Source organism: Streptomyces sp. NPDC004667 (genome assembly GCF_040609475.1).
Taxonomy (GTDB): domain Bacteria; phylum Actinomycetota; class Actinomycetes; order Streptomycetales; family Streptomycetaceae; genus Streptomyces.
This window is the reverse complement of the sequence record NZ_JBEXKC010000009.1, coordinates 138,606-150,779: the sequence shown is the minus strand read 5'-3', so window position 1 is coordinate 150,779 and position 12,174 is coordinate 138,606. Positions and strand designations below refer to the sequence as shown.

Genomic DNA, 12,174 nt, shown 5'->3' with positions numbered 1-12,174 from the left:
GGCGCTCCGGAGCCGGGGCGCTGCGGGCGGCCTCGGCGATCCGGGGCGCCCCGGCGGGTTCCGGAGGCCGTACGGTCACGCACCCGGCGGTCAGCGCCAGCACGGCGAGCAGCAGGGGCACGGACAGGGGCACGGACGGCGGAACGGCCTGCGGCAGGGGCGGGCGGACGGACGGGGGGACGGACGGGGCAGGGGGGACCGGCAGGGCCCGGCGCGAACGCATCCGCCCACCCTGCCGCACCGGAACGCCGCCGGGCGCGCTCCTTCACACGGACGGGTGAGCCCCGCCCTCGCACCGCCCCCGGAGGGCCGTGCGGCCGGCCACCGCACTCCGGGGGCCGCTCGGCGCTCTCCGTACGCGGTGCGCGGCGTACGGATGTCGTGCCTTCCCGGCCGGTTACGTGGTCGGGCCAGCGGCTTTCACCCCGACGGCCCGCACGGCGCACAGTAGCAAGATCGACATAACCCGGTAATAAAGAGGTATAGGGAGGGTAAAGCGGATCAGCCCGCTCCCGGTGTCACCGCCGTAACCCGGGGACCGCGCCCGCTGTTGCACACGCGGCGGGTCCACCCACGGTGAACGGAGTTCCCATGCCCCAGCTGACCGACGACCCCGAGCGCGCGGGCACCTGGATGACCCCGGAGGAGTACGGGGCCTCGCGCGCCGCCCTCTGGACCGGAGCGGTCGTCCTCGTCACCGACCCCGACGGGCGGATCCTCGTCCAGAGCGTCGACTACCGCTCCGACCGGCTCCTGCCCGGCGGCGCGGTGGACGCCGGCGAGTCGCCCGCGGCGGCCGCCGCCCGCGAGGTGCGCGAGGAGCTCGGCGTCGACGGCCACTACCCGCGCGGGCTCGCCGTCGACTGGATCCCCGCCGACACCCCCGGCTTCCCGCCCGAGATGCGCTTCCCCGGCGAGATCCTGCACGTCTACGACGGCGGCACCTGGACCCCGGACCGGATCCGCTCCGTCCGGCTGCCCGACCGGGAGATCACCGGCATCGACTTCGCCGAGCCCGCCGACCTGCCCGCCCTGATGGACCCGGGCGACGCCCGGCGCGCCCTGTCCGCGCTGCGGGCCCGGATCAACGGCTCCGGGCCCGCCCTGCTGGAGGACGGCCGCCCCACCAACCCCACCGACCTCGACCGGCTCGGGGTGCTGCGCACCCGCCGCACCCCGCAGCACGGCACCTGGCACCCCGGCCCGCTCCCCGCGCACCTGCCGGTACGGGAGCGCTCCGGCTGGCTGTTCGCCCCCGACGGCCGGGTGCTCCTGCTCATCGCCCGCGCCACCGGCGCCGCCCACCTGCCGGGCCCGGCGGCGGAACCCACCGCCGGGGCGCTCGCGCTCGGTCACCGGTACGCCGACGGGAGCGCCTCGGCCCGCACGGCGGCCCGGCTCACGGCCCTCGCCCCGGCCGCGGACCCGGCGTACGCCCGGCTGCTGGCCACCCCCGAGCAGGTCCGCGAGCTCAGCGACTGGGGTCCGGCCGGCCGGGAGGAGCTCGCGTCGGTGCACGCGGCCCGCGTACGCCTCGCCCTCCCGGCCCCGCCCCGCACCCCGCCCACGGAGCTGCCCGAACAGGGTCTGCGCTGGTGACGCCCCCGGCAAATCCCGCGCGGGCGGCGGCCGGTCCCGCAGCATGGGGCCATGGACGACAGCGTGATCGACTACACCCTCTACATCCAGGCCGATCCGGCCCGGGTCTGGCAGGCCCTGACCGACCCGGCCCTCACCCGCCGCTACTGGGGCCCGAGCTTCGAGACGGACTGGGCGGTGGGCTCGCCCATGGACTGGGTCGAGCGCGGCGCCCGCACCAGCGACCCCGCCCAGGTGGTCCTGGAGTGCGTCCCGGACCGCAGGCTCTCCTACACCTGGCACACCTTCAGCACCCAGTGGGCCGCCTCCGTCGGCATCGGCGAGGAGCTGCGCGCCGAGCTGGCGGCCGAGCCGCGCACGACGGTGACGTACGAGATCGAGCCGGTCGGTGACGCCCTGGCCCGCCTGACGGTCCGCCACGAGGGTTTCACCCCGGGCGGCACCCTCATCGGCATGTGCGCACAGGCCTGGCCGATGCTCGTCTCCAGCCTGAAGACGCTGCTGGAGACCGGTGCCCCGCTGCCCGAACCGGGGCACGCGGCGGGCCGGTACGAGTCGTACGGGCAGTGACCCCCGGGCCGCCGGGGCCGCGCTCCGGTGGCCCGGCCGCCACCCGGCCGGCTCAGTGGTCCTCCGGCTCGGTGCGGCGGGGGAGTTCGACCCGTACCGTGAGGCCGCCGCCGGGCCCGGGCACCGCGCCGACCCGGCCGCGGTGGGTGAGGGTGATCGCGCGGACCACGGCCAGGCCCAGTCCGGAGCCCTTGCCGCGGTGCTGCGGGCCGCGGCGGAAGGGCTCGAAGAGGGCGGGGACCTCAGCCGGGTCGAGGACGGGTCCGGTGTTGGCGACCTCGACGAAGGACGCGGGGCCGGCGGCGCCGGTGGCCGTTCCGGTGGTGATGGTGGCGGTGCCGCCGGGGTGGTTGTGGCGTACGGCGTTGGCCAGCAGATTCAGGGCGGTCTGCCGCAGCAGCGAGGGGTCGCCCGAGACCGGTGCGGACTCCGCCCGCACGGTGATCCGTACTCCTGCCGCACGGGCTTCCCCGGAGAGGTCGCCGGCCGCCTCGACGGCGGTTTCCGCCAGGTCCACGGGCTGGATCGCGAGCTGCTCGCTCTCGCCCCGGGCCAGCGTCAGCAGCGCTTCGATGAGGCGCTCCGTGCGGGCACCCGCCTCCAGGGCGCGGAGCACGGCGGGCCGTAGCTCCTCGGGGACCCGGCCCTGTGCCAGGGGGATCTCCAGGGCGGCCCGCTGGACGGTGAGGGGCGTACGCAGTTCGTGGGAGGCGTGCGCGGTGAAGTGGCGCTGGGCGGCGAAACTGCGGTCAAGCCGGTCGAGCATGGCGTCGAAGGTGTCGCCGAGTTCGCGTACCTCGTCGTGCGGCCCGGTGAGGGCCAGCCGCTCCTCCAGGGTGCTGCCCGCGCCGATCCGGCGGGCGGCGGCGGTGACCTGGGTGAGACGGTGCAGGGAGCGGCGGGTGGCCCACCAGGCGAGCAGCGCGGCGAGCCCGGTCAGGACGGCCAGCAGGATCGAGGAGCGCAGCAGCAGTTCCGACAGGACCCGGTGCTGGAAGTCCGCGAAGGCCTCGACGGCGGGGGTGGTGGGCAGGCTGGGCTGCGACGTGTCGGGCGCCACGGGCTCCGGGCCGACGACGGGCGCCTGCGTGGCCGGCTCCGTCACCGCCGCCGGCAGGACGAGGTGGCGGTTGCGCTCGATGAGCTGTCGCGAGCTCAGCCAGTTGAGCAGGAGCAGCGCCGCGCCGAGGACGCCGAAGACCGCGGTGGTGACCAGGGTCAGCCGGACGCGCAGGGGCAGCCGGTACGGGACGGCGCCCCGGCGCGGCGGGCGGGTGGGGCGACGGTTCACAGCCGGTATCCGAAGCCGGCGTCGTGGCTGATCAGTGGGGGTTCCCCCAGTTTGCGGCGCAGGGAGTGGACGGTGACGCGGACGGCGGTGGTGGCCGGGTCCAGAGCGGCGTCCCACAGCCGGTCGCGCAGTTCCTCGGTGGCGAGGGGGGCGCCGTCCGCCGCGAGCAGCAGTTCCAGTACGCCGAGTTCCCGCGGCGTCAGTTTCAGCGGGCGGCCGTCGCGTTCGGCCGTCCTTCGTACGGTGTCGAGGCTGATGCCGTGGCGGCTCAGGACGGTGGCGCCGGCGGCGGTCCCGGGGCCGCGGCGGCCCAGTGCGCGCAGGCGGGCCACCAGCTCCAGATAGGAGAAGGGCTTGGCCATGTAGTCGTCGGCGCCCTGGCCGAGGCCCTCGACCAGGTCCGACAGGGTGCCGGCCGCGGTGAGCATCAGGATCCGGGCCGGGTGGCCGGCGGTGTTCAGCGCCCGGCAGACGGCGTCCCCGCTGAGCAGGGGCAGGTCCCGGTCGAGGACCAGGACGTCGTAGTCGACGGCGGCCGTCAACTCCAGTGCGCGGGCGCCGTCGTGGGCGAGGTCGCAGAGCATGCCCTCCGCGCGCAGTCCGTCGGCGAGCATCTCGGCCAGTTCCGTCTCGTCCTCGACGATGAGCACCCGCATTGCCGCGTCCGTCCCGCTCTCCACTCGCCCCGCCCGGTGGCGGCCACCGCCGGGCGAACCCACTGGTCAAGCATGCCCTCGGGGGCGTTAGCCGGGGGTTAGGCGCACGCTCACCACCGGCTCACCGACGGCTGCGTAGAACTGCTGGACGTCAACGTCAACGTCAACGGCGGCGACGACGCCGTAGCCATCGTCATCGTCGTCGTCGAGAAGCAGTCGGGAGCACGCACATGCAGAACCGGACCGGACGGGCCGTCCTGGCGGCCGTCGTCGTGGCCGTCGCCCTGGTGGCGAGCGGTTGTTCCGAGGGTTCCTCCGCCCCCCGGGTCGCCGGGGACAAGGGCTCGGGCTCCGGCCCGGGCAAGCCGCAGGACGACAACGCGGTCCGGCGGGACTGGGTGAACTGCATGCACGGGCAGGGGCAGAACAGCGTCCAGCAGGACAAGGACGGCAACATCTTCCTGCCCGCCACCGGGCTCGATGGCGACGCGTCCGCCTCCGGGTACGACACGGCCTCCAGACTCTGCGACGAGAAGGTGCCCGGAATCCGCCAGGCCATGGAGAAGGGGAAGGAGAAGTTCGTCGAGGAAGCGCGTACCTGGGTCGCGTGCGGCCGGAAGAACGGCTATCCGGATCTCCCCGACCCGGACCCGAAGACCGGCACCGTCGTCATACCGACGAACTCCTTCGACCCGGCCAAGTGGGACGCGGTACAGCCCGCTTGCAGCAAGCTGCCCATGCCCGGCTACCGGATCGGCGAGTGAGCGTGCAGCACCCCGCCGAGACACCGCAGGTCGCCCGCACGACCGCCGCCACCGCGCACGCCGATGTCGGCGGCACCGACTCCACCTGCAACGCGGACGCCACCGGCACCGCGGACTCCACCGGCGGCGCCCCCGGTCGCCGCGGGCGCCGCCGCCGGATCGTCGTACCGCTCGTCCTCGCGGTGGCGGTCGGCGGGGCCGGCGTCGTGGTCGCGGTGCGCCCCTGGGAGCAGGGCGGCGCCGCCGGGCAGGAGGCACCGGAGCACGGCGCGGTGGCGGTGGAGCGGGGGTCGTTGTCCAGCGGCATCCAGGTCGCCGGAAGTCTCGGCTACGACGCACCCACCCCCGTCGTCGGCGCCGGCTCCGGCACCCTCACGGCACTTCCGGCCGTCGGTGACGTGATCAAGGCCGGGGCCCGGCTCTACGAGGTGGACGGGCGCCCCGTCACCTTCATGACGGGCAAGCGCCCCCTGTGGCGCACCCTGGAGCCGGGTGTCCCCGACGGCCCCGACGTCCGTCAGCTGAAGGCCAACCTGCGCGGGCTCGGCCACGCCGCCGGGCTCGCACTGGCCGAGGACGACAAGTTCACGGAGGGCACCGCCACCGCCGTCAAGCGTTGGCAGAAGGCCCTGGGCGTGCAACAGACCGGGGCGGTCGCGCTCGGCAGCGTGGTGATGCTGCCCAGGGACGCCGTACAGGTGCAGAAGCTGGCCACGCAGCTCGGCTCCGCCGTCGCGACGGCCACGGTCATGACGGTCAGCGGCACCGACCTCGTCGCCGTCGTACAGCCTTCCGACAGTCAGGTGTCCCGGTTCAAACCCGACGGCAAGGTCGTGGTGAAGCTTGCGGAGGGAGGCACCGTCGACGGGCGCATCCGTTCCCTGGTCCGCGGTGGCGCTCCGGACGGCGGGCCCGGCGCGGGCGGCGGCGAGGGCGGCGGCGGTGGTGGTCCGCAGAAGACCACCGTCACCATCGTGCTGGACGGCCAGGACCGGGTCCGGCAGGCCGGGCCTTCCCCCGTCACCGTCAACGTCGTCGGCGACACCGCCGCCGACGCCCTCATCGTCCCGGTCACCGCGCTGCTCGCCCTGAGCGGCGGCGGGTACGGGGTCAAGGTCGTCGAGGGCTCGGGTTCGCGGCTGGTCCCGGTCAGGCTGGGACTGGTGGCGGACGCCAGGGCCCAGATCACCGGGGACGTCAAGAGCGGCGACCAGGTGGTGGTCCCCAAGTGACCCGCCGGCCGACCGGGGGCGGAGCCCCCGTGACCAGGGCCGCGCGTCCGGTACTGGAGTTGACGGGCGTCATCAAGGAGTACCCGGGATCGCCGCCCCTGCGGATCCTGCACGGCATCGACCTCACGGTCGCCGCCGGTGAACTCCTCGCGGTCGTCGGGCCGTCCGGGTCCGGGAAGTCCACCCTGCTCGCCCTGCTGGGCTCGCTCGACCGCCCGACCGGCGGGCGGCTGTGCTTCGAGGGGCGCGAGCTGTCCGGTCTCGACGACCGGGAGCTGGCCGCGCTGCGGGCGCACCGGATCGGCTTCGTCTTCCAGCAGTTCTTCCTGCTGGCGGGCCTCACCACGGTGGAGAACGTCGCCACCGGGCTGCTCTACGCGGGCGTGCCCGCGGCCCGGCGGCGCGAAGCCGCCGTCGGGGCCCTGCGCGAGGTGGGCCTGGGGCACCGGCTGGGCCACCGTCCCGAACAGCTCTCGGGCGGCGAGAAGCAGCGCGTGGCCATCGCCCGCGCCCTGGTCGGGCGCCCCGCGCTGCTGCTGGCGGACGAACCGACCGGCGCGCTGGACAGCGCCTCGGGCGCGGCCGTCGTGGAGCTGCTGCGGGCACTGAACGCGAACGGCACCACGGTCGTCGTGATCACCCACGACCGGGAGCTCGCCGCCTCCTTCCCGCGGCGCGTCGGCATCCAGGACGGGCGCGTCGCGTTCGACGAACGCCGCCCGGGCACCGCCCCCGATCCTCGTGGAGCCTCCCTATGACCATGCCACCACCGGCCGCCCCTCCCGGGACCCCCGCGCCCGCCGCCGTTCCCGCTCTCCCCGGCCGCACCCGGCTGCGGCCGGCGGACCTGCTCCGCCTGGGCATGCTCGGGCCGCGCACGCGCAGGCTCCGCTCCGGGCTGTCCGCGCTGGGCATCTGCCTGGGCATCGCCGCCGTCATCGCCGTGACCGGGATCTCCTCGTCCAACCAGGCGCACCTGCTGGCCCGCCTCGACCAGCTCGGCTCCAATCTGATCACCGTCTCGCCCGGCAAGGACACCGACCAGCGGCTCGTGCCGCTGCCGCCGACGGCCGAGCGGATGCTCGCGAACATCGCCCCGGTGGAGCAGGTCACCGCGACCGGGTCGACCAAGGCCGAGGTGTACCGCAACTCCCTGGTGCCCAAGGAGCAGACGGGCAGCATCAGCGTCCTGGCCGCCCGGCTGAACCTCCTCGACGTACTGCGCGCCGAGCTGGTCGGCGGCACCTGGCTGGACCGGGCCTCGGAGAACCTGCCCGTCACCGTGCTCGGCGACCAGGCCGCGCAGCGCCTGGGGGTGACCGCCCCCGGTGAACGGGTCTGGCTGGGCGGCCAGTCGTACGCCGTCGCGGGCGTCCTGGCGCCGAACGAGCTGGCGCCGGAGCTCCGTACGGCCGCGCTGGTGGGCTGGCCCCAGGCCACCGCACACCTGGGCGCGGACGGCACCGCCGCCACCGTGTACCTGCGCTCCCACCCGGAGCGGGTGCCCGACGTCCAGGCCGTGGCGGCGGCCAGCGCGAACCCGGCGGCCCCCGGCAAGGTCGCCGTGAGCCGCCCCTCCGACCTGCTGACGGCGCGCAACGAGGCGAAGGGCGCCATGACCGGCCTGGTCCTCGCACTGGCCGCGGTCGCCCTGCTCGTCGGCGGCGTCGGCATCGCCAACACCATGGTGGTGGGAGTGATGGAGCGCCGCGGCGAGATCGGGCTGCGCCGGGCACTGGGTGCCAGGGGCGGGCAGATCGCCGCGCAGTTCCTGCTGGAGGCCGTGCTCATGGGGCTGGTCGGTGGGCTCGCGGGACTGGCCGGGGGAGCCCTCACCGTCTACGCGTACGCGTTCGCGCAGGGCTGGCCGCCCTCGATCCCGCTGTACACGCTCGCCGCCGGCCCCCTGGTCTCCGTCCTGGTGGCCGCCCTCGCCGGCATCCACCCCGCCGCCCGCGCGGCCCGCGCCTCCCCGACGGACGCCCTCCGCTCGGCCTGACGGGGAGGGCGGCGGTCAGCCGCCCCCGCCCGCCCCGTCGGCCCGAGCCGGCTCCGCCACCGTGACGTGCCGGATCCGCCCGGTCCACGAACCGGGCGTCGGGGAGGACCACGCGACATCGATGTCGACACCGTGGAGGGTGCGGGTGAGGTCCGCCAAGGTGGTGAACAGCGCCGCCTGTACGTCCTCGACGGCCGCGTCGGACGGCATGGCGACCTTCCCGCACCCGCCGCCCGCGCCGTCGGCGACGAACGTGTAGCGCCACGCGTCCTGCGTCGCCAGCAGGATGACCTCCCTCGGTACGCCGAAGGGGGGTCGTTTCCTCTTCGTCCCGCGTCCTGCGCCCATGGAGCCATTCAACCCGACGCCCGGCGGCATCGGGCGCCCGGGCGGGAGGGGCCATCGGCGCGCGTTTTCGGTCAGACGGGGCCAGAGCCTCCGAAGGGCGGCTGCGATCATGGAATCCAACCCCTGATCGGAGCGCCGACAATGGCATTTGAACACCACCGCGTCGTCATCACCGCGGCGGGACGGGACTTCGGGCGGACCCTGGCCCTGCGCTTCGCCGCGCGGGGCGCCGAGGTCCACCTCTCCGCCCGCACCCCCGAAGCCGCGGAGCGGGTCCGCGAGGAGATCCTCGCCCAGGGCCACGACGCCGACCGCGTGCACGCGTACGCCTGCGACCTGACGGACCCCGCGTCCGTGCGGGGCTTCGCGGCCGCGGTCGCCGCCCGCGCGGGCCACGTGGACGTCCTGGTCAACAACGGATCCCGCTACCAGCACGGCACGGACCTGCTGTCCGCCTCCGACGAGGACGTGGTGGAGACCCTCGCCTCCGGAGCCACCGGCACCGTCCTGGCGACGAAGGCCTTCCTCCCGCTGCTCCTGAAGTCGGACGTGCCGGACATCGTGACCATGGTCTCCGGCTGCGGGGAGCGGGGGAACCACCGCTCGGACGCCCACGACTCCTTCTACGCGGCCAAGAGCGCCCAGGCCGGGTTCACCGAGACCCTCTCCCGCCGGCTCCGCGACCGGGGCGTCCGGGTGATCTCCCTCTACCCGCCGGACTTCGACAACCACGATCCGCTGTCGGAGGCCTGGGAAGACGCCCCGCGCACGGCGAAGGACCCGCTGACCGCCCAGTCGCTGGTGGACTGCGTCTTCTTCGCCGTCGGACAGCCCCGGGACTGCTTCATCAAGGCGTTCCACTTCGAGCAGGTCTGAGCCCGCGGGCCGCCCGCCCCGCGCCGCCCGCCCCGCGCCGGGAGCCCCCGGACCCCGGGGGCCGCGGGGCTTCCGGCGCGGAGGGTACCCCTGGGCGCCCCCCGTTCACACCGGTCGTGTGGAATGGGAGGCATGGGGATACGCGATCACCAGACGAGCCGGCCGCCGGGAGGCGGTCCGGCGTACCCGGCCACAGCGCCCGCCGGCACCGGGCCGGCCCCCCGCCGCCCCGCGGCCGATCCCGGGGAGGCTTCCCGGGACGCGGCCGTCCCCGGGCGGTGGCGCTACACCCGGCACCTCGACCGGCTGGCCGCCGTCGCCGCCGGGGCGGGAGGGCCCCGGGCGGGAGGACCGGGGGAGGCCGAAGCGGTCGCGGCCGTCCTGCGCGACCCCGACCCCGTGATGGCCGAGAGCGCGGTCGTCACCCACCTCGACCGCCGCGCGCAGAGGCTGCTGCCCGGCACGGAGTTCCCCGACTGGGCCCGCGCCCTGTACCCCGTCCTCGACGGCCATGCCTTCCCGGCCCGCAGGCTGCGCGAGTGGACCCTGCTCAAGGCGATCGAGGCGGGCTCCGACTGGAACCCCGCCGAACTCGCGGCCGCCTCCGACTGGTGCCAGCACACGGCTGCCCGCTCCCTCGCCTCCCGGGAGGCCCTGACCCTCCTCGCCGCTTCCGCACGCACCCGTCGCGTGCGCAACACGGCGGCCCAGCGCCTGCGCAGAAGCGCGGCATAGCACCCGTACGGGGTGTTGCCGCAGCCCGTACCCGGCCTCACACTCACCCTCAGGCAGCCGGCGCCGGGGGGCACACATGTGGCGGTTCATCCTGTTCGTTCCGTCCGTCCTGCTGCTGGGGGCGGCCTGCGCCTGGCGGATCCGGGCCTTCCGGCGGATGGCCTCCCCGCCGGTCCGCACACCCCGCCGGGCCGGGGAACCCCTGACGGTCTACGAGGTGGCCTACCTGCGCGACGGCCGGCGTGCCGTCGCCGAGACCGCGATGGCGGTGCTCCACGCCAACGGCCGGCTCCCGGTGGTCGGCACCTACGGGGTGTCGCCCGCGGGGCGGCCCCGCGAGGAGGTGGAGGCCGCGGTCTTCGCGGCGCCCGGCAACCGGCCCGCGCGCGGCGCCCGGGCGGTCCGGTCGGCGGTCACGGCCTCGCCCGCCGTCGGCCGGGTCGTCGCCCGGCTGGTCGCGCAGGGCCTGGCCGTGGACGAGGCGTACGCCTGGCGGGTCCATCGGGCCGAGGTCCTCGAAGCGGTCGCGGCGGTGGCGGCGGGCTGCGCGGGCGCCGGGGCCGTCGTCTGGTCCGTCCTCGCCGGGGACGGCCCGCTGTGGCCGCTCGTCGCCTTCGCGCTCCTGCTCGGCGCCTGGGCGGTGGCGCGCGTCCGGCGCCCCCGCCGGTACGCCCTGGGGCACGGCACGCGGACGGGTCGCGCCCTCTACCGCGCGACCCTGGCCGACGACGCCTGGGAGCCGCGCCCGGCCCGGTCCGTCCAGCTGCCCACCCGGATCCGGGCGACCGTCGCGGCCGCGGCCCTGCGGGGCGTGACTCCCGGCGGGCGGCTCGCGGAGCTGGCCACGGCCCTGGAGGGCCCGCCCCCGCCCGTCCGCCCGAAAACCACCCCGGCCCCCTCGCGGGAGACCTCCGCCCCCACGGTCTCGGACCCGCCGGCGCTCGGGGGCGTGGGCTGCGGTGGCGGCTGCGCGGGGTGCGGAGGATGCGGGGGAGGTCTGTGAGGTCCGCACGGTTCCACGGCCGGGGGGAGCGGAAGGCGTAGTACCGAAAAGCTCGCCATCCGCCGTTCGGGGGTTTATCTTCGGCTTACCTGGCCGGGTAACAGCGTTGGACCGATGCCATTCCGCTGGAGGATGACTCTCCGTGCAGCACGTTTCACAGGCTCCCGTCACCACCCCCGACGCCGAGCCCGCGCCGCCCGAGCCCCGTGCGTTCAGCGAGGTCAAGGGCTGGTTCTCGGCCTATGACCAGACGCTCTTCGACTGGTTCCTGAACCGCCAGAACGACACCCCCGAAGCGTCGGGCGACATCCTCGAACTGGGTGCGTTCCTGGGCAAGAGCGCGATCTTCCTCGCCGGATACCTGCGGGAGGGCGAGGAGTTCACGGTCTGCGACCTCTTCGACACGCCCGCGCCCGACGACTTCAACCTGGCGGAGATGCGGGACTCCTACCCCACCCTCACGCGCCGTGGGTTCGAGACGAACTACCTGGCCTTCCACCCGTCCCTGCCGACCGTCATCCAGGCCCCGACCTCGGTGGTCGCGGACCGGGTGCGCCCCGGCAGCTGCCGTTTCGTCCACGTCGACGCCTCCCACCTGCACGAGCACGTGGTCCAGGACATCGCCTCCTCGCGCCTGGTCGCCACCCCCGACGCCGTCGTGGTCTTCGACGACTACCGCGCCGCCCACTGCCCCGGCGTCGCCGCCGCGGTCTGGGCGGCGGTGGCCGGCGAGGGACTGCGCGTGATCGCGGTCTCCGCCTCGAAGCTCTACGCGACCTGGGGCGACCCCGTGCCCCACCAGTCGGCGCTGCTGGCCTGGCTGGAGGGCCGCACGGACCTGTGGCACGGCGTGGACGTGGTGGCCGGGCACCCGCTGGTGCGCATAGGCGACGAGGGAGTGGTGGCGCCGCCCGCGCCGAAGCCGCTGCGCCCGCCCGTCGCGGCCCCGGCCGCCGCCCCGCGGCCGGCACCGGCGACGCCGGTCCGCTGGCGCCGGCTGGCCAAGGACCTGCTCCCGCCGCTGCTCACCCGAGCCATCGTGGCCCGGCGACGGCGCCGCCGGGGCTGAGCCCGAAGCGGTACGGCGACGGCCCCCACCCC

13 protein-coding genes and 1 pseudogene are annotated in these 12,174 nt (G+C 75.5%); 10 read left to right on the top strand and 4 right to left on the bottom strand.

What is annotated here, in order from left to right; genetic code table 11:
• Positions 1-223 (bottom strand): annotated as a pseudogene (locus ABZW32_RS07820) (hypothetical protein); the annotation flags it as partial.
• 368 nt (positions 224-591) lie between these two features.
• Here ABZW32_RS07820 and ABZW32_RS07815 point away from each other — a divergent pair.
• Positions 592-1,599, top strand: coding sequence for an NUDIX domain-containing protein (locus ABZW32_RS07815; protein WP_356212684.1), 1,008 nt, complete (start codon positions 592-594; stop codon positions 1,597-1,599).
• 51 nt (positions 1,600-1,650) lie between these two features.
• On the top strand, positions 1,651-2,169 hold the full coding sequence (locus ABZW32_RS07810; protein ID WP_356212681.1) for an SRPBCC family protein: 519 nt from the start codon (positions 1,651-1,653) through the stop codon (positions 2,167-2,169).
• Positions 2,170-2,221: 52 nt separating this feature from the next.
• Here the strand turns inward: ABZW32_RS07810 and ABZW32_RS07805 are convergent, their stop codons facing one another.
• Together ABZW32_RS07805 and ABZW32_RS07800 are read right to left on the bottom strand one after the other, a co-directional pair.
• Positions 2,222-3,460: an ATP-binding protein gene (locus ABZW32_RS07805; protein ID WP_356212678.1), complete on the bottom strand. Its 1,239-nt coding sequence runs from the start codon at positions 3,458-3,460 to the stop codon at positions 2,222-2,224.
• Positions 3,457-4,116 carry a response regulator transcription factor gene (locus ABZW32_RS07800; protein ID WP_356212675.1) on the bottom strand — a complete coding sequence of 220 codons (660 nt, stop codon included), beginning with the start codon at positions 4,114-4,116 and terminating at the stop codon, positions 3,457-3,459. The genes ABZW32_RS07805 and ABZW32_RS07800 overlap by 4 nt, the downstream gene beginning before the upstream one ends.
• Before the next feature lie 230 nt (positions 4,117-4,346).
• On the opposite strand from ABZW32_RS07800, the gene ABZW32_RS07795 reads away from it, so the two are divergent.
• From ABZW32_RS07795 to ABZW32_RS07780, 4 genes are read left to right on the top strand one after another with little or no spacing between them, the layout of a single operon-like run.
• Complete coding sequence (locus ABZW32_RS07795; RefSeq protein ID WP_356212672.1) at positions 4,347-4,880, top strand: hypothetical protein; 534 nt, start codon at positions 4,347-4,349, stop codon at positions 4,878-4,880.
• Positions 4,877-6,112 (top strand): peptidoglycan-binding protein, encoded by a 1,236-nt coding sequence (locus ABZW32_RS07790; protein ID WP_356212669.1) that lies wholly within the window; start codon positions 4,877-4,879, stop codon positions 6,110-6,112. The genes ABZW32_RS07795 and ABZW32_RS07790 overlap by 4 nt, the downstream gene beginning before the upstream one ends.
• Positions 6,113-6,141: 29 nt before the next feature.
• Positions 6,142-6,870, top strand: a complete 729-nt coding sequence (locus ABZW32_RS07785; protein ID WP_356212666.1) for an ABC transporter ATP-binding protein — start codon at positions 6,142-6,144, stop codon at positions 6,868-6,870.
• A complete protein-coding gene (locus tag ABZW32_RS07780; protein WP_356212663.1) occupies positions 6,867-8,111 on the top strand; it encodes an FtsX-like permease family protein in 1,245 nt (414 codons plus the stop codon). The genes ABZW32_RS07785 and ABZW32_RS07780 overlap by 4 nt, the downstream gene beginning before the upstream one ends.
• 15 nt (positions 8,112-8,126) lie before the next feature.
• Here the strand turns inward: ABZW32_RS07780 and ABZW32_RS07775 are convergent, their stop codons facing one another.
• Positions 8,127-8,459 (bottom strand): hypothetical protein, encoded by a 333-nt coding sequence (locus tag ABZW32_RS07775; protein ID WP_356212660.1) that lies wholly within the window; start codon positions 8,457-8,459, stop codon positions 8,127-8,129.
• Between the two features lie 141 nt (positions 8,460-8,600).
• Between ABZW32_RS07775 and ABZW32_RS07770 the strand changes: the two genes are divergently transcribed.
• The 4 genes from ABZW32_RS07770 (at position 8,601) to ABZW32_RS07755 (ending at position 12,142) form a co-directional block, all read left to right on the top strand.
• On the top strand, positions 8,601-9,335 hold the full coding sequence (locus tag ABZW32_RS07770) for an SDR family oxidoreductase (RefSeq protein ID WP_356212657.1): 735 nt from the start codon (positions 8,601-8,603) through the stop codon (positions 9,333-9,335).
• 132 nt (positions 9,336-9,467) lie between these two features.
• Positions 9,468-10,070, top strand: a complete 603-nt coding sequence (locus ABZW32_RS07765) for a hypothetical protein (protein WP_356212654.1) — start codon at positions 9,468-9,470, stop codon at positions 10,068-10,070.
• Positions 10,071-10,146: 76 nt separating this feature from the next.
• Complete coding sequence (locus ABZW32_RS07760) at positions 10,147-11,073, top strand: TIGR04222 domain-containing membrane protein (protein ID WP_356212651.1); 927 nt, start codon at positions 10,147-10,149, stop codon at positions 11,071-11,073.
• Between the two features lie 142 nt (positions 11,074-11,215).
• Positions 11,216-12,142, top strand: coding sequence for a class I SAM-dependent methyltransferase (locus ABZW32_RS07755; RefSeq protein WP_356212648.1), 927 nt, complete (start codon positions 11,216-11,218; stop codon positions 12,140-12,142).
• Positions 12,143-12,174 lie beyond the last annotated feature (32 nt).